General features: G+C 41.4%; 14 protein-coding genes. 12 read left to right on the top strand and 2 right to left on the bottom strand.

Translation table 11 applies throughout. The annotated features are described in order from the left end of the window. Positions 1-6 precede the first annotated feature (6 nt). The 8 genes from astA (at position 7) to F903_RS13940 (ending at position 10,532) form a co-directional block, all read left to right on the top strand. Positions 7-1,053, top strand: coding sequence for an arginine N-succinyltransferase (gene astA / locus F903_RS13975; protein WP_005197955.1), 1,047 nt, complete (start codon positions 7-9; stop codon positions 1,051-1,053). Next, positions 1,050-2,519 (top strand): succinylglutamate-semialdehyde dehydrogenase, encoded by a 1,470-nt coding sequence (gene astD, locus F903_RS13970; protein WP_005197954.1) that lies wholly within the window; start codon positions 1,050-1,052, stop codon positions 2,517-2,519. The genes astA and astD overlap by 4 nt, the downstream gene beginning before the upstream one ends. 33 nt (positions 2,520-2,552) lie before the next feature. Next, positions 2,553-3,893 carry an N-succinylarginine dihydrolase gene (astB, locus tag F903_RS13965; RefSeq protein WP_005197952.1) on the top strand — a complete coding sequence of 447 codons (1,341 nt, stop codon included), beginning with the start codon at positions 2,553-2,555 and terminating at the stop codon, positions 3,891-3,893. A 44-nt stretch (positions 3,894-3,937) separates the two neighbouring features. Continuing rightward, positions 3,938-4,912: a succinylglutamate desuccinylase gene (gene astE, locus F903_RS13960; RefSeq protein ID WP_005197951.1), complete on the top strand. Its 975-nt coding sequence runs from the start codon at positions 3,938-3,940 to the stop codon at positions 4,910-4,912. A gap of 172 nt (positions 4,913-5,084) precedes the next feature. Further along, positions 5,085-6,569 (top strand): amino acid permease, encoded by a 1,485-nt coding sequence (locus tag F903_RS13955; RefSeq protein ID WP_005197950.1) that lies wholly within the window; start codon positions 5,085-5,087, stop codon positions 6,567-6,569. A gap of 239 nt (positions 6,570-6,808) precedes the next feature. After that, positions 6,809-8,191 (top strand): hypothetical protein, encoded by a 1,383-nt coding sequence (locus tag F903_RS13950; protein ID WP_005197949.1) that lies wholly within the window; start codon positions 6,809-6,811, stop codon positions 8,189-8,191. 43 nt (positions 8,192-8,234) lie between these two features. Beyond that, a complete protein-coding gene (locus F903_RS13945; protein WP_005197948.1) occupies positions 8,235-9,131 on the top strand; it encodes a bile acid:sodium symporter family protein in 897 nt (298 codons plus the stop codon). 27 nt (positions 9,132-9,158) lie between these two features. Beyond that, positions 9,159-10,532 carry an amidohydrolase gene (locus F903_RS13940; RefSeq protein ID WP_005197947.1) on the top strand — a complete coding sequence of 458 codons (1,374 nt, stop codon included), beginning with the start codon at positions 9,159-9,161 and terminating at the stop codon, positions 10,530-10,532. Positions 10,533-10,594: 62 nt separating this feature from the next. On the opposite strand, the gene F903_RS13935 is transcribed toward F903_RS13940, so the two are convergent. Further along, a complete protein-coding gene (locus F903_RS13935) occupies positions 10,595-11,614 on the bottom strand; it encodes an AraC family transcriptional regulator (protein WP_005197946.1) in 1,020 nt (339 codons plus the stop codon). A 188-nt stretch (positions 11,615-11,802) separates the two neighbouring features. On the opposite strand from F903_RS13935, the gene F903_RS13930 reads away from it, so the two are divergent. The 4 genes from F903_RS13930 to F903_RS13915 all read left to right on the top strand — a co-directional run bounded on the left by F903_RS13930 (position 11,803) and on the right by F903_RS13915 (position 16,854). Further along, positions 11,803-12,855, top strand: a complete 1,053-nt coding sequence (locus F903_RS13930; RefSeq protein WP_005197945.1) for a fatty acid desaturase — start codon at positions 11,803-11,805, stop codon at positions 12,853-12,855. A gap of 380 nt (positions 12,856-13,235) precedes the next feature. Beyond that, the gene (locus tag F903_RS13925; RefSeq protein ID WP_005197944.1) at positions 13,236-14,936 is read left to right on the top strand and encodes an NAD-dependent malic enzyme; all 1,701 of its coding nucleotides are present in this window, start codon (positions 13,236-13,238) and stop codon (positions 14,934-14,936) included. 648 nt (positions 14,937-15,584) lie between these two features. After that, positions 15,585-16,208, top strand: a complete 624-nt coding sequence (locus F903_RS13920) for a MarC family protein (RefSeq protein ID WP_005197943.1) — start codon at positions 15,585-15,587, stop codon at positions 16,206-16,208. Between the two features lie 130 nt (positions 16,209-16,338). Next, the gene (locus F903_RS13915; RefSeq protein WP_004670298.1) at positions 16,339-16,854 is read left to right on the top strand and encodes an acyl-CoA thioesterase; all 516 of its coding nucleotides are present in this window, start codon (positions 16,339-16,341) and stop codon (positions 16,852-16,854) included. Positions 16,855-16,979: 125 nt separating this feature from the next. Here F903_RS13915 and F903_RS16725 read toward each other — a convergent pair whose 3' ends face one another. Continuing rightward, on the bottom strand, positions 16,980-17,156 hold the full coding sequence (locus F903_RS16725) for a hypothetical protein (RefSeq protein ID WP_005197933.1): 177 nt from the start codon (positions 17,154-17,156) through the stop codon (positions 16,980-16,982). Positions 17,157-17,348 lie beyond the last annotated feature (192 nt).

Genomic DNA, 17,348 nt, shown 5'->3' with positions numbered 1-17,348 from the left:
CTAACCATGATGATTGTTAGACATGCAGCGCATCGGGACTTAGATGATATTTATCGTTTGGCGCAACGAGCTGGGGAGTCAGGCATTGGCTTGACTTCCTTGCCACAAAATAAAGAAATTTTGGCTGAGCGAATTACCCGTACCACGCATACTTTAGAGGGCATATCTCCAAAGGGCGATGCGAGCTATTTGTTTGTGCTTGAAGACACCAGCATTCACAAAATTGTAGGTGTCAGTGCGATTGAAGTTGCAGTAGGTTTAAATGAACCTTTCTATAATTTTCGTGTTGCTAAACAGGTACATGCCTCTAAAACTTTAAATGTGTATAAAACTTTAGAGACTTTATTTTTAAGTAATGATCATACGGGTTGCAGTGAGCTTTGTACCCTGTTCCTTGATCCTGACTATCGTAAAAATCAAAACGGCAAATTTTTATCTAAGGTTCGTTTTCTATTTATTGCGGCGTTTCGGTCGTATTTTGAAGAAAGATTGATTGCCGAGATGCGTGGCTTTTCAGATCAAAATGGCTATTCACCATTTTGGAATGCATTGGGCTATCACTTTTTTAATATGGATTTTGCTACTGCGGATTATTTAAGCGGTATTGGGCAAAAGGTTTTCATTGCTGAGTTGATGCCACGATTCCCTGTCTATGTCGATTTACTTCCACAAGAGGCGCAAACAGTGATTGCTGAAATGCATCCACATACGCTTCCTGCTGCAAAAGTATTGATGTCTGAAGGGCTTAAATATCAAGGTTATGTCGATATTTTTGATGCAGGTCCAACGCTAGAAGCCAATATTGCTGATCTACGTGCCGTCAAACATAGCCGTGTATTGACGGTCAAAATTTCCGAACAGATAGAGACGGCAGAGATTTATTACTTGGTCGCAAATGACCAATATACCGATTACCGCGTTTTGCTCATCAACAACCATATATCCGAAGACGATACTTTGCTGATGACTGCAACACAGGCGCAGGCACTCAATGTGCAACAACAAGATCAAGTGCGCGTTTTAGCATTAGAAAATATGGAGAATCAAAAATGACACAAGGTGCATTACTCATTGATGGCGCTTGGGTACAAGGACACGGTAGCACTTTGAGCAAAACAGATCCTGTTACCAATCAAAAAATCTGGGCAGGGCACGAAGCCAGCGCTGCGGATGTTGAGCAAGCATGTGATGCCGCACGCCAAGCATTTCCAGCATGGGCACGTTTGGCATTAGAACAACGTATTGCGATTGTTGAACGTTTTGCAGCTTTACTTGAGCAAAATAAAAAACAATTGGCAGAAGTGATTAGTCAAGAAACCAGTAAACCACTCTGGGAAACCTTAACTGAAGTTCAAGCGATGATTGGCAAAGTGGCGATTTCAATTCGCGCCTATCATCAACGGACTGGTTTTAGCGAAACAGAAATGCCTGATGGTATTGCTTCATTGCGCCATCGTCCACATGGGGTGTTGGCAGTATTTGGTCCATATAACTTCCCGGGACACTTGCCAAATGGTCATATCGTTCCTGCGTTGATTGCTGGGAATACAGTGGTGTTTAAGCCGAGTGAACTTACACCTTGGACCGCAGAAGAAACCGCAAAATTATGGCAACAGGCGGGTCTACCAAAAGGTGTACTTAATGTTGTACAAGGCGGGCGCAGCACAGGTGAGGCATTGGCTGATGCTGAGCAAATTGACGGTTTGCTGTTTACAGGCAGTGCTAACACTGGCTATCACCTACATAAACAAATGGCGGGTACACCTGAGAAAATCCTTGCTTTGGAAATGGGGGGCAATAATGCCCTCATTATTGATGAAGCAAGTGATATTGATGCAGTGGTAAATTTAGCGATTCAGTCTGCATTTGTCTCCGCGGGTCAACGCTGTACTTGTGCTAGACGTATCATCGTCAAGCAAGGTGCCAATGGTGATGCCTTTATTCAGCGTTTTGTCGAAGTGGCGAAAAACTTGGTGGTGGGTGCATGGAATGCTGAACCGCAACCGTTCATGGGCGGTGTGATTTCTGCTCATGCCGCTGAACAAATGTTAGCAGCGCAAAGCAAATTGATGGCTCTAGGTGCAAAACCACTCTTGGAAATGACACGTCCACAAGCCGATAACTCATTACTGACTGCAGGTATTTTAGAGGTCAGCGATGTCGCTGACATTCCTGATGATGAATACTTTGGTCCGCTCACTACCATCTATCGTTATCACGATTTTGATGAGGCTTTAAACATTGCCAATAACACTCGTTTTGGTTTGGCTGTAGGTTTGGTCTCACCACAACGTCACTTATTTGAGCGTGTATTGATTGAAGCACGTGCAGGTATCGTGAACTGGAATAAACCACTAACCGGCGCATCAAGTGCAGCACCTTTTGGTGGTGTTGGTGCATCTGGAAACCATCGTGCCAGTGCATTCTATGCCGCTGATTATAGCGCGTGGCCAATGGCATCAATGGAAAGTGACAGCGTCACACTTCCTTCAAAATTATCACCGGGCATTGTGCTCTAAGTTAAATCGTGCCGTGACGATATGGAGAAAAAAATGTCAGGTTATGAAATCAATTTTGATGGTTTAGTTGGGCCAACTCACCACTATGCAGGCTTATCCTTTGGTAATGTCGCATCGACCAAAAACCGTAATAATGCCTCAAACCCTAAATTAGCCGCCAAGCAAGGCTTGATGAAAATGAAAGCCCTTGCAGATTTAGGGCTTAAGCAGGGTGTTTTTGCGCCACAAGAACGTCCCCATGTACCCACCTTACGCCGTCTCGGTTTTACTGGTAGCGATATTGAGGTGATTACACAGGCGATGCGCACTGCACCTGCGTTATTGTCATCCTTAAGTTCTGCATCATCGATGTGGACTGCAAATGCGTGTACGGTTTCTCCATCTGCGGATAGTGCTGATGGACGTGTACATTTTACCGCCGCTAATTTAAATAATAAGTTCCATCGATCAATTGAGCATCATACGACCACACGTATCCTTCAAGCGATGTTCAATAATGATGTATATTTCACGCATCATGAAGCATTGCCAGAAGCGGCTTTGTTTGGTGATGAGGGTGCAGCCAACCATAACCGTTTGGGGGGTGGGTATGACCAAAAGGGTGTGCAAGTTTTTGTGTATGGGCAGCAACAATTCGGCGGTGTGGTTGCACCACAAAAATTCCCTGCTCGTCAAACTCGTGAAGCTAGTGAAGCAATCGCGCGTTTACATCGTCTAGATGCAAAACGCACGGTATTCATTCAGCAAAATCCTGAGGTGATTGATAAAGGCGTGTTTCATAACGATGTCATTGCCGTGAGTAATCAACAGGTGCTATTTCATCATGAACAGGCTTTTTTAAATCAAGCCGAAGCATTGAATGCAATTCGTCAAAAAATGGCAGGGATTGAGCAAGCGTTCATTTCGATTGAAGTACCCGAAAATCGTGTCACGGTTGAGGATGCTGTCGCGACTTACTTGTTCAATAGTCAAATTTTGACGCGTGCAGATGGTGGAATGAGTATCGTTGTGCCAGAAGAGTCGCGCCAGAACAAAGCAGTGTGGAGCTATTTGAATGACATGATTCAGATGGGGACGCCGATTGATGATCTGAAAGTTTTTGATTTGCGTGAAAGTATGCGCAACGGCGGTGGACCTGCGTGTTTAAGATTGCGTGTCGCGGTCAATGAAGCTGAGCTTGCTGCCGTGAATCCGAATTTATTTATGAATGATGCTTTGTTTAAAACTCTGAATCAGTGGGTTGATCAGCATTATCGTGATGAGTTGACTCAGGATGATTTAGCAGACCCAAGTTTATTGATCGAGAGCCGTACCGCGCTAGATGAGTTAACCAAAATATTAGCATTAGGTTCGGTTTATCACTTTCAAAGATAGGATGTGAAAATCGTCTGTGGAATGACTTTTAAGGATAAAGGTACATGCTTGATTTATTGACACTGACCTTAGAACAACAAACACCTGAGCAAACTCAGGGTGAGACAGCAGACTTTACATGGCAGTGGCTTGCTGAAGGGCTTTTGCAATGCACACCAAAATCAAGCTATAGCAAGACTATGGTGTTGTCTGCTGGGATTCATGGCAATGAAACTGCACCGATCGAGTTGCTCGCAAACATCATCAAAGACCTATTTACCCAACGCCTCACTTTAGGGGCTCGGGTGCTGTTTGTATTGGGCAATCCTGAAGCGATTCGCCAAGGTGTTCGTTATCTTGAAAATGATATGAATCGGATGTTTTGTGGGGCTTATCAGCATCTCACACCAGATCGAGAAACGTATCGAGCAGCACAACTTGAGCAGATGACGGCGCAGTTTTTTGCTCAAAGTCACCCAGATGCTGCGCGTTATCACTATGATTTGCATACTGCAATTCGTAGTTCTTTATTGCCAGTTTTCGCTTTATTTCCCTATCAAGTTCAAGCTTACGATGATTTCTTGATTCAAAGTCTCAATGCTGCTGACCTTGATGCCTTGGTCTATCACAATGCAGCAGGTAAAACCTTTACTCACTTCACCGCTGAAACTTTTCAGGCAGCCAGTAGCACTTTGGAGTTAGGCAAGGCAAAACCCTTCGGTCAAAATGAGTTATCAGAATTTGCTGCTATTGATCAGGTATTACGTGCAGTGCTGTCAGGTCAGGCATTGCCTGTGCGGCAGAAGCCAAGCATCCGCCAATTTAAAGTGGTGGATTCGATTTTAAAGCAAAGTGAAGACTTCCAACTCAAGTTAAATGCAGATGCGCCAAATTTTTCTCGTTTTGAGAAAGGCGAATTGATTGCAACTCAACACGCTGGAAATACGGTGATTCATGACCAACAAGTGTGGATTTTATTTCCAAATCCAAATGTGAAAATTGGATTGAGAGCAGGGCTAATTTTAAAAGAAATTGAATAGGATTGAACGCTTAGACATCGCTTAGATGTTGTTAAGGAATAAGCATACATGGAGTTTAAAAATGCACGATCAGTAACAAAAAAGCAGAAAGAAAATATCCGTTGGATATAAGTGTAAGAAATTGAAACAGCAAGGACAGGTTGTCATAAGAATATCGTTGGAGTGATCGTGTATGAGTAACAATAATGAAAAGACATTTCTATCGGGAGATGTTTTGGAGGGGCAGTATGTGCCCCAGCAAGACACATCCAATCCATCAAATATTTCTTCATCAGAAATAGTGGTCGGTCAACCCTTAAAACGTGCCATGACCAAGCGTCATTTGGTCATGCTTTCATTGGGTGGTGCGATTGGTACAGGATTATTTTTGGGTTCGGGAGATGTTATTTCTCAGGCAGGTCCGGTAGGCGCTATTTTAGCTTACTTACTTGGTGGGGTGATTGCATACATGGTTATGCTATGCCTAGGTGAGTTAGCGGTACATATGCCTGTTTCAGGTTCTTTTGGTGAATACGCGAGAACCTATATAGGACCCGGTACAGGTTACATGGTGACGTGGTTGTATTGGTTGACATGGACCGCGACACTCGGCACAGAGTTTACTGCGGCTGCATTATTGATGCAGGAGTGGTTTCCTTCGGTTTCGATGTGGACATGGACGCTTTTATTTGCGGGTTTAGTCTTTACGCTGAACATTAGTTCAACACGGCTTTTTGCTGAATCTGAGTTTTGGTTGTCGCTAGTCAAAGTGCTGGCGATTATCTGTTTTATCGGTTTGGGTTTAGTCACTATTTTTGGATTCATCCCTTATCAAGGACATGAATCAGCACCACTATTTAGCAAACTCACTGAGCACGGCTGGTTTCCACAAGGGATCTTTCCAATTTTTGCGACCATGCTGATTGTGAACTTCGCCTTTTCTGGCACCGAATTGATCGGGGTTGCAGCGGGTGAAGCAGAAAACCCATCTAAAACCGTACCTAAAGCAATTAATGCCGCCATTTGGCGCTTACTGATTTTCTTTGTGGGTACCATCGTGGTGATTTGCGCATTACTTCCTTATGAAATGGCAGGGCTCAATTCAAGTGGCATCAGCAATAGCCCATTCGTGACGGTGTTTAATTATATTGGGATTCCATACGCAGAAGATATTATTCGTTTTGTGATCATTACTGCATTACTTTCAGCGGCCAACTCAGGGTTGTTTGCAGCCTCTCGAATGATGTGGTCACTTTCAATCAAAAAACAGTTACCGAAAGTATTTTCTACCTTGACTGCTTCAGGAACTCCGATTGTTGCGATCGTGGTGACGATGTTTGGCGCAATTCCGGGACTATTATCAGAACATTTCGCGCCTGAAACGATTTTTAAGAATCTGTTGGGTGTCGCCGCATTTACCATGGTGGTGGTGTGGATTACGGTTTGTATTAGCCAGTTTAATTTCCGTCGCCAATGGATCAAATCAGGTCATACAGTAAAAGATCTCAAGTTTGCAGCTCCTTTATTCCCATTGACGCCAATTTTAGGCGGCGTATTTTGTACCATCACGTGTATCAGTATGGTGACTGACCCTTCAATGCAAGTGGGTTTTATTTGCTGTATCTTATTTATTATGGCGTGTTATGCGAGCTACTATCTTTTTTATAAAAATAAATAATTCAAATTCATTCTAAGCCAACCAAAGCAGCAGATGCGTGGTTGGCTTTTTTCAGTCTGTTGCTATGTAATTTTGTTATTTATCTTCTGTTTATTTCGCTCGATCTTGATGTCTGTTATATGTTGATGGATTGAAAAGGAGATTGGCATCAGCAGACAAGTATTTGGCGTTTGGAGTTAAGCGCATAAATATAAATATAAATAAAGTAACAGATGAAAAGAAAAGTCCAGGACGGATCAATGAATCATATGACGAAAAAGAAAGCACTGGCGACCGCCATCGCTTTACTGTGTTCAGGCTCACTTCATGCCGCAGCTTTTGATAGAACAGGACAATCGATTGCCCCATTTCTTCAACCGGGCAATTATTATGAGGCTGGCTTAACGATATCGGATGCATCACTGCAAGGTCAGGAAGCTGGTTTAAACAAAGCTCGTGCTTCAATGTCTGATATTGCAAATACGGATTATCGACCATCTACTGCATTAAAATTACAGCTTTCCCCAGAATTTTCCTTTGGTTTACTGTATGACCAGCCCTTTGGTTCTGATACTGCATATTCAGGGAAAAATAGTTTTGTTGCGTCAGCGAATGATAATGTGATACCGGGCATGACTACTACAAAACTTGCTGAAGCAACGGGTGGCAAGATTCCAACGGGTAACTCTAATGCCAGATTTAATATGCAAAATTTAAGTCTGATCTTTGGTTATCAACCGAATAAGAACTGGAATTTTTATGCTGGCCCAACTTATCAAACTTTTAAAAGTCGTGTTGAGTTAAGGGGCGATGTATATAGCCTTTATAACGGTTATGACGCGCATACCGATATCATTGGCGATTGGGGCTGGCTTGCTGGTTTCGCCTATCAAATTCCAGAAAAAGCCATCAAAACCTCTTTAACCTATCGTTCTGCGATTGTTCATAAAGTCAATGCAACTGAGAATGCTCCCATCATTGATATGTTAAATACAACCCAAGGACGGGATTTTGTTGATCAACATTTAGATCATTTGATCTCGATGGGAATGATGACGCAAGAGAAAAAAGCACAATTGAATGAAGCTTTTGATGATTTGCCTGAAACTAAAAACTCAGGCACAACCAAGTTTAGATCCCCAGATTCAGTCAATTTTGATTTCCAAACAGGTTTGCGCCCGGGAACTTTGTTATTTGGTAATGTCCGTTGGGTACATTGGAGTGGTTTTAAGTACCAACCTTATCGTTTTGGAGAGATTTCTAAAGCGATTGGTGTGTTGGCAACCCCAAGTAGCCCTGAAGGTTTTGGTCTAGTGCATTACTTTGAAGATCAATGGTCTGGAAATCTCGGTATTGGACAGCGCTTGTCTCCGAAATTGTTTGGTTCAGCTTCCGTAGGGTGGGACTCTGGGGCTGGAGAGAAAGTTTCAACAGGTGGGCCGTCTAAGGGATATTACAACATCGGGCTGGGTGCGCAATACAGCCCAACCCCACAGTATTTTATTTCTGGTGGTATGAAGTACTTTTGGTTAGGAGATGCCAAAGGTCAGCTCGGTGCACAGGCGGGCAGTGATTACTATGTTTCAGAATTTAAGGACAATCATTCGATTGGGTATGGCCTCAAGATTGGCTATAAATTTTAAATAAAATACCTTAACTATTATTTTAACGAATGGAATTTCGCTCATGGATTCAGTATTAATTACCGTATTTTTGCCGATGGCACTTGCCGTTGTGATGGTTGGTCTTGGGTTAGAACTTACACCGAATGATTTTAAACGCGTTCGTCAGCACCCGAAGGCTGTATTTATTGCTTTATTCTGCCAATTGATTGTTTTGGTGGGTATCGCATTTATGATCTGTAAAATATTTGTTTTACCACCGATGATTTCTGTGGGGCTTATGTTGCTTGCGGCATCACCTGGTGGCCCTACCGCAAACTTGTATAGCTATTTATTTAAAGGTGATGTGGCACTCAATGTGACGTTGACTGCGGTAAATTCAATCATTGCTGCCTTTACATTGCCGTTGATTGTGAACTTTTCATTGCAACATTTTATGACCAGTTCTCAAGAGGTCGGTTTACAATTTTCCAAGATTGTTCAAGTGTTTGCATTGATCTTGGTGCCTGTAATTGTTGGGATGTTTATCCGTCATCTTGCGCCAAACTTCTCAGAGAAACTGCATAAACCTGTGCGTATTTTTGCAATCGTATTTTTACTGTTTATTGTCACCTTAGCGATCGCTAAAGATTATCAAAAGCTGATGACTTATATCGGACAAGTCGGTGGTGCAACCTTTGTTTTCTGTATTTGTAGTTTAGCAGTGGGTTATTTTGTACCGCGTTTATTTGGTATTAACCGCTTTCAAGCCAAGGCTTGTGCCTTTGAAATCGGTATTCACAACGGGACATTAGCATTAACAATTGCACTTACTGTGATGGCGAGTTCAATGGCTGCGATGCCTGCCGCAATTTACTCAATATTCATGTATATCATGGCCGCTTTATTTGGTATGTTGTTGAATAAACTAGAAAAGAGAGAGTTACAACAAAGCGTCAACAACGTTGTGAATCGAGTTTAACGGTATATGTAATAAAGGAATAATTTCATGAAGCGTATAGCCAAAAATTTATGTCAATTGGTTGGGTTTTCCGCACTTGCCTTAAGCGGCGTGGTGAACGCCCAAAGTACAGAGAATGTACCACACAGTTTACCTGCTGTTTCTGTCAAAGCTATTTCAATGATTGATGGACAAACAGATTGGCTCAGTAAAGTCTATAAAGATATTCATCAACATCCTGAATTGGCTTTTATGGAAACGCGTACAGCAGCGATTGTGGCCAAAGAGCTTAAATCACTGGGCTTTGATGTTAAAACAGGTATTGCACAGACGGGTGTAGTGGGCGTTCTCAAAAATGGAGAGGGTCCAACTATCATGTATCGTGCTGATATGGATGCCAATACGGTAGAGGAAGCGACAGGTTTGCCATATGCCAGTAAAGTTCGCGTCAAATTGAAGGATGGAACAGAAACGCCTGTGGCACATATGTGTGGTCATGATGCCCATGTCACATGGATGTTAGGTATGGCACGTACCTTGGTGGCGCTGAAAAAAGAGTGGCGCGGTACGATTATCTTGGTTGCACAACCTGCTGAAGAGGAAGTCACTGGGGCTAAAGCAATGGTCACAGAGGGGTTGTGGAGCAAATATAACCTGCCTAAACCAGACTATTTCTTTGCTGTTCATACTGTGCCTGCGCCAGTAGGGGTTGTCATCAATGCGCCAGGTCCAAGAATGGCAGGGACAGACCAAATTGATGTTTTATTTAAAGGAGTGCCGGGACATGGTTCTACTCCTCATTTGACTAAAAACCCAATTAATATGGCAGCCAATGCCATCACGCAATATCAAGGTATTACAGGTAATTTTATTGATGCACAGAAACCTGCAACCTTATCTGTGGGTTCAGTTCAAGCTGGTAGTGCCAATAATGTGGTACCGTCCTCTGCGTTGGTAAAGATGAATCTGCGCTGGTTTGATGCAAAAGTCCGCGACACGATGGTGAACCATATCCATGCCGTGAGTGATGGTGTGGCTCAAACGCAAGGCATGTCAAAAGAGCAACTTCCTCAGATTACAATGAAAGGTTCAACCACGCCCGTAGTCAACCATAAAGCGTTTTCAACACGCTTAAATGCACCCTTGAAGGCATTGTTAGGGGATAAAAAAGTATTAACAGAATACCCCGCATTTATGGGATCGGAAGATGTGCATCATTTATTAGGTGAGCACACCGACGTTCCATTTAATTTCATGTTCGTCGGTGTAGCAGATCCAGTCGTATTTGCAAATGCAATTAAACAGGGTAAGCCTATGCCTTATGTACCGCATAGTTCAGACTATGTGGTGGACTTAAAAGCACTACCTGTAGGGGTGAAAGTGATCACCGTTTCAATGTTGGAATTATTAAATAAGCAATAATTGATTCATTTAAAAACGGATACATCCAATCAGATGTATCCGTTTTTTTATCTATTTTATTTTTAGTGATTGGACAATGGATTGGAAATATTATTATCACGATATTTTACTGGCGAGAAATTGGTCCAACGTCGAAAAGCGCGAGAGAAACTACTCACATCAGTAAACCCGAGAATATAAGCAATTTCAGTAATACTATAAGCAATGTTCTTGATATACGACATGGCCAACTCTTGCCTTGTGTTATCCAATAACTCGCTAAAAGTTGTTTTTTCCTCAGACAGTTTCCGTTGCAAACTACGAATGCTCAAGCCTAGACTTTTGGCAATCTCTTGTTGGTGTATTTCCCCAGTAGATAAGCGTTCAATGAGTTTTAGCTTCACTCGGGCAAGTATATTTTCTTTATCAAAGCGAGCGAGATAACGCATGATGATTTCATCATATTCTTGCGTCAGCTCAGGGTTTGCACCGTCTAAGGGCTGTTCGATGCTGGCTGTATCAAACACCATCATGTCCTTTGGCGCATTAAAAACGATAGGTGTTTTTAGAATACTTTGATAAGTCTCGAGGTCTGCGGGTTCGGAGCGACGCAGTTCGATGCGTAATGGCGAGAAATCAGAGCCTTGTAACGCCCGAGAAGCCCGAATAAATACAGAAATAAAAGCGTCGATTGCTTCTGGTTGGACTTGTTCAGGCACATGGATTAAGAAATAGTGGTTGCTGCCTTTGCTAAAAAATTCGAGTTCAGGAATATTGGTCACTAAACGAAAATAACGAATGATTCGTCCAAACATTTCTTTGAGTGTCACACTGGTATTCAGTGAGTTCCCAAGAACATGAAAGGTATGGTGATTGACCTGACTGGCAACTTTAAGTCCAAAACAGGAGTCCTGCGTAGCTTCAACAGATAAACGCCATAAATGTGCAGTCTGCTCTAGTGAATATCTGGCATTGGGATCATTCAAAACTTGAATGTCCAAGCCTGCTTGCTTCAATAACTCTTGACTATCACAGCCTGCTTTTTCAAGGGCTTTTTGAATTGCTTTCACCCAACTGGTCAGTGCTGTTGCTGTCTGTGACATGTTATATCCTATAACGTATAAATCAGATTCCGATGACAAGTATAAAAGGTTTTACTCCAAGATTTTCTGCTTATTTTTGTGAATAACAATAAGTTGGCGTCAACAGCCAATAGTTTGGCATTTTGAGTTAAGTATATTCAAAGCGATACAAATACAGTAGGGGTATTGGAAGAACCAAGGAAAATTTTATGAGTTACACTTACCAAGACTCATCTGGTTGGACAGATGCAGAAAAGACGGAATATATTAAAAAAGTAGTAAACGCAGAAGGTGTTGCATTAAGAAAAAAATATTCTATTTTGAAGCATCAAAATACTATAGGTGCCCTGATTTTGGCTTTTGCTTTAGCGGGTATGGGCGTGACGGCTTACTTTTATATCGTACACCAACTCTCTGTCTGGTGGACGATTCCACTGATTGCTTTTTTTGCTTCTTTAACCCATGAATTAGAACATGATTTGATTCACTGGATGTATTTCCGTAAAAAACCGTGGGCACATCATTTGATGATGGGATTGGTGTGGTTGGCTCGTCCAAGCACGATTAATCCATGGGCGCGCCGAGAGTTGCATTTTAATCATCATAAAATGTCTGGTACTGAACATGATATTGAAGAAAGAGCTTTAGGTAATGGCGATGTCTGGGGGATCCGCCGTTTCTTTGCGACAGGTGATAATGGGCTAGCCGTGTTATTCCGAGTCATTTCTGCGAATAACTGGACGGTACGCAAAATGATTTTGAAGCGTAGTTTCAAAGCCTATTTCCCATTAGGTATCATTCACTGGTCTCTTTGGTATGTGTTTTTGGGCTACCATGCAGTTAACTTGGTCGCAATGTTGGCAGATACTTCAATTTTATGGTCGGCTACTACGTTACAAGTGATGCATGTAGTAAATATCTTAACGGTTGTTTGGATTGCACCGAATGTATTACGTACTTTCTGCTTACATTTTGTGACCAGTAATATGCATTACTACGGCGATGTCGAGTTGGGCAATGTGATTCAGCAAACTCAAGTCCTCAAGCCATGGTGGATGATGCCATTCCAGTTATTTTGTTTTAATTTTGGTTCGACACATGCGATTCATCACTTTGTGGTTAAAGAACCGTTTTATCTTCGACAAATGACGGCTCCTGTTGCGCACAAAGTCATGCGTGATATGGGCGTGAGATTTAATGATCTAGGAACATTCAGACGTGCCAATCGTTGGGAAACGAAGCTCCTTTCTGAGCAAAGTTAAAGCAGTTTCGTATTGAAAAACAGATTAAAAGAGACCTGAGTTTCTCTTTTAATCTGTATCTATTTATTCGGGTCAATTCAAGCTTTCCACAAGGCTAATGATGACTTCAGTACCATATTTTGCCTGCCGTGTTTGCTTTTGTATTCTTTTTCGATCAAAGCACGATGCTATATTCCGTAGATAACAATTTTATCAAGCGATACAAACGATCTTTGCTAAGCAACCATTTAGATTCTAAATATCATATGGCTTTACATATAACCAGATAAATACAGTTTTAGGTCGCTATTGGTGTAAATTATTGACTATGCCAAAGTTCAGTTTTTCTGAACTTGAGCGAAGAAATTTTTATATTTGACGGATAGGTTGAAGAGCGCGGTATGACAGTGAACCAAATTAAAACCAAAAAACCTTTATATATCCCTTATGCTGGAAACGCACTTTTAGAATTACCTTTGTTAAATAAAGGATCTGCTTTTTCTGAAGAAGAACGAGAAAGATTTAATCTTCATGGTCTCATACCCAACAATATCGAAAATATTGAAGAACAAACCCAACGTTCTTATCAGCAATATCTTTCTTTTGGGAGTGACATGAATAAGCATATTTATTTGCGAAATATTCAAGACACCAATGAAACCCTATTCTATAGTTTATTGAGTCAGCATTTAGATGAAATGCTACCGATTATTTATACCCCAACGGTGGGAGAGGCTTGTCAGCGTTTCTCAGATATTTATCGTCGTCATCGCGGTATCTTTATTTCTTATGGTGAGCGTGAATATATCGACCAAATCATTCACAACGTTAATAAGAAAAACGTCAAAGTGATCGTGATTACAGATGGCGAGCGCATCCTCGGTCTAGGCGATCAAGGCATCGGTGGCATGGGGATTCCAATTGGGAAACTCTCTTTATATACCGCTTGTGGTGGGATTAGTCCTGCGTATACATTGCCAATTACCATTGATGTTGGGACCAATAATCAACAGTTACTCAATGACCCGATCTATATGGGCTTGAAACAGCCTCGGATAACAGGTGAACAATACTATCAATTTGTTGAGCAGATTATTACCGCTATTCGCCAGCGTTGGCCTGATGTATTGATCCAGTTTGAGGATTTTGCTCAACATAATGCTATGCCTTTACTGACTCAATACCGCGACAAAATTTGCTGTTTTAATGATGATATCCAAGGCACGGCAGCGGTCACTGTTGCGACTTTGATCGCGGCATCACGTGCGCAAGGCAAACAACTCAAAGATCAAACCATTACCTTTGTTGGTGCAGGTTCGGCTGGTTGTGGTATCGCTGAACATATCGTGAGACAGATGATTGATGAAGGCTTGAGTGACCATGAGGCACGTTCACGTATCTTTATGGTAGATCGCTTTGGTTTAATGACCGATCAACAAGAAAACCTGTTGGACTTCCAACAAAAATTGGCAACGCCAGTTGCTACAATTCAGTCATGGGAAGGACAGGGTAAAAACATTGCCTTGTTAGATGTGGTGCAAAACTCCAAACCGAGTATTTTGATTGGCGTGTCAGGGCAGGCAGGATTGTTTAGTGAAGAAGTGATTAAAAGCTTAGCCAAATATTATAAACATCCGATTGTTTTACCGTTGTCGAATCCAACTTCTCAAGTCGAAGCACAGCCAAAAGATATTATCGAATGGACACAAGGTGCGGCGATTGTCGCGACTGGCAGTCCTTTTGCCCCTGTATTTTTCCAAGGCAAAGCGTATCCGATTGCGCAGTGTAATAACTCTTATATTTTTCCGGGGATTGGCTTGGGTGTGATTGCTTGTGGCGCGACACATATCAGTGATTCAATGCTGATGGCGGCAAGCACCGCTTTAGCCGATTGTTCACCACGATTGAAAAATGCAACAGCGGACTTATTGCCAAATATCAATGATATTCAACAGGTTTCTAAGTTTATCGCATTTAAGGTGGCAAAAGCAGCAATGGCAGATGGCTTAGCGATGCCAATGAGTAACGATCTGCTTAAAACCGTAATTGACGATAATTTCTGGACACCAGCCTATCGTCAGTATTCGCGGGTAACGTTTTAGTATACTTTAAGTGTTAAAAATCTTTTGATGAAGTGGTTCTTTAATGAAATGTCAGGAACGATGAGTTTTTGTTAGAGAACCACGAAGACGCTGTCACAGTAATAAGTTTAAATAGGTTTTTATTCACAAAAAATGAATAATACTAAGAATCTTATTTATTCAAATATATCTACATTTTCAATACCATACTTATACATGCTAGCCAAATCAAAGTAAGCTCCTATATGTAAAAATTATAAGCAATAGTCGCGCATTCAAATTCAAGTGAAGGCATTTTATTGACTTCAACTAAGGTGTTATCTTTAAGGATATTGGTTGGGGGCTATGGGGATGCTGCTACTTTGAAACTCAATTGAGAAGCACTTTCATTTTATGTGAACAAGCATAACCAACATACGATTCATGATATGAAGTAACTATCGAGCTTCACCGTGATCAAGGGGATTAAATTTATGATTAAAACCTTAGATAATCAAATTGTAAGTTTACAGATTCACATGTTGGGTAGGGGCTAATTTTACCTTAACAAAAGCTCGTTAGTAGTAAATAAATTCTAGCATGTGCTGTAAACAGATCCTTAATAGATAGCTTATTTCATTCTCAAATTAATTTTCAAAGAACATCCATAGTGATGTGCACGAGTATTTTATGTTTTCTTCTTATGTTCATGCTTTTGCGTTGTTTTTCGCATTGTTAAATCCCTTCCTTATGAGTGTCTATATGGTGGGGATTATCCGAAATACTGATGTAACGGTATTTAATAAAGCCCTTATTCAAGGGAGCTTGATTGCCTTCATTGTTTTTGTTTTATTCGCGTGGGGCGGCGAGAATATTTTTAGTCGATATTTGAATGTCCGTTTTGAGTCTTTTCAAATTTTTGGTGGCTTAATTTTCTTAGTGATTGGCTATCGTTATGTATTTCAGGGGGCTGATACCATCGGTGAAATGCGTGGTGCACCTGAGCACTTAGCTGGAACGATTGCGATGCCATTTATGATTGGGCCGGGAACGATTAGTGCGGCAGTGGTCACGGGGGTAACCTTACCTTTTACAGCTGCAGTCGCTGTGATTGCTGTCACGTTGTTCTTGACCTGTAGTATTTTGATTCTCATGAAGTATGGGCATGATCATTTACGCTATAAACATGCAAAATACATTGACCGTTATTTTGATATCGTGGGGCGCTTAGCTGCATTGCTCATCGGGACGATTGCGGTTGATATGATCGTCAATGGGGTATTTGGTCTCATGAATTCCGCAAATTTAAGTTAGAAATACGTTCTCGTGATAGGTAAAACAATCGCTCCTCGAGCAAGCGACAGTGTTTGATTGATTTAGATATATGTTTGCGATCATGAATGAGTGATAATAGTGGTGCTGTTTTCCGCTATGAGTCCCAAACATGGATCAACTAGATCAATTCCATCAGACGCCTGATGATCAATCAGAGCTTACAATGTCGGTTTTGATGACACCAGATATGGCAAACTTTTCTGGTAATGTACATGGTGGCGCTATTTTAAAACTGCTTGACCAAGTCGCTTATGCTTGCGCTAGTCGTTATTCAGGCAGTTACGTGGTGACGCTATCTGTTGATAAAGTCAATTTTAAAGAACCCATTTATGTTGGTGAATTGGTGACATTTTTAGCGAGTGTAAACCATGTTGGCCGTACTTCAATGGAAATAGGGATTCGCGTCGAAGCCCAAAATATTCAAAAACGTAGTATCAGACACACCAACACCTGTTATTTCACCATGGTTGCTGTTGATGAACAGCGCCAACCGAAACAAGTTCCATCTTTAAAATTAGATACTGATTGGAAGCGTTGTCGTTTCGAAGCAGCAGAGCAACGGAAAGAAAGGCGCCTACAAGAAGTTCATCAACCCTCATGCAGTATGTTTAAGTCTTCGCCTTAATTTTTATTTAGCCCATAAAAAAGATCGAACCGCAGCATGGTTCGATCTTTTTTTATTTATTATGAAATAGGATCAAATCATAATAAATCGATTTAAAAAAGCAGAGGTAGCTTTTAAAATCTATATTAGTTTGCTACTGGTTCAGATGCAGGAGCAGCTTCGCTTGTTGCATCAGTCGCTGGTTGTTCTTGAGTTGAAACAACAACACGGTCTTCAGTTTGTGCTTCGTTAGCTGACGCAGCAAATGTAGTCGCAGCAGCAAGAGTAAGCGTCGTAGCAAGAAGTGTTTTGATAAGTTTCATTGTTGGCATCCTTTAATTTCAGTTTCATTAAAAAACAGCCTGATTTGTAGATAAGCCACAAATCAAGACATGTGCTCATGCTATGTGCCAAATCTATTTACGGCAATAACCTTAACAATCTATTACGCCAAGCTTAACAATTTGAAATATTGAAGGACTTTATGTGGTTACTCTGTAAATGAATAGCCAATT

The organism is Acinetobacter sp. NIPH 298 (assembly GCF_000369505.1).
In the GTDB taxonomy this organism is placed as follows: Bacteria; Pseudomonadota; Gammaproteobacteria; order Pseudomonadales; family Moraxellaceae; genus Acinetobacter.
Note: the sequence above shows the minus strand (reverse complement) of the source record. Positions and strands in the feature narration are given on the sequence as shown.

Bases quoted from the DNA above. Each gene is read 5' to 3' on its own strand.
- astA (WP_005197955.1), top strand. From the start codon at position 7: ATGATGATTGTTAGACATGCAGCGCATCGGGACTTAGATGATATTTAT.
- astD (WP_005197954.1), top strand. From the start codon at position 1,050: ATGACACAAGGTGCATTACTCATTGATGGCGCTTGGGTACAAGGACAC.
- astB (WP_005197952.1), top strand. From the start codon at position 2,553: ATGTCAGGTTATGAAATCAATTTTGATGGTTTAGTTGGGCCAACTCAC.
- astE (WP_005197951.1), top strand. From the start codon at position 3,938: ATGCTTGATTTATTGACACTGACCTTAGAACAACAAACACCTGAGCAA.
- F903_RS13955 (WP_005197950.1), top strand. From the start codon at position 5,085: ATGAGTAACAATAATGAAAAGACATTTCTATCGGGAGATGTTTTGGAG.
- F903_RS13950 (WP_005197949.1), top strand. From the start codon at position 6,809: ATGAATCATATGACGAAAAAGAAAGCACTGGCGACCGCCATCGCTTTA.
- F903_RS13945 (WP_005197948.1), top strand. From the start codon at position 8,235: ATGGATTCAGTATTAATTACCGTATTTTTGCCGATGGCACTTGCCGTT.
- F903_RS13940 (WP_005197947.1), top strand. From the start codon at position 9,159: ATGAAGCGTATAGCCAAAAATTTATGTCAATTGGTTGGGTTTTCCGCA.
- F903_RS13935 (WP_005197946.1), bottom strand. From the start codon at position 11,614: ATGTCACAGACAGCAACAGCACTGACCAGTTGGGTGAAAGCAATTCAA.
- F903_RS13930 (WP_005197945.1), top strand. From the start codon at position 11,803: ATGAGTTACACTTACCAAGACTCATCTGGTTGGACAGATGCAGAAAAG.
- F903_RS13925 (WP_005197944.1), top strand. From the start codon at position 13,236: ATGACAGTGAACCAAATTAAAACCAAAAAACCTTTATATATCCCTTAT.
- F903_RS13920 (WP_005197943.1), top strand. From the start codon at position 15,585: ATGTTTTCTTCTTATGTTCATGCTTTTGCGTTGTTTTTCGCATTGTTA.
- F903_RS13915 (WP_004670298.1), top strand. From the start codon at position 16,339: ATGGATCAACTAGATCAATTCCATCAGACGCCTGATGATCAATCAGAG.
- F903_RS16725 (WP_005197933.1), bottom strand. From the start codon at position 17,156: ATGAAACTTATCAAAACACTTCTTGCTACGACGCTTACTCTTGCTGCT.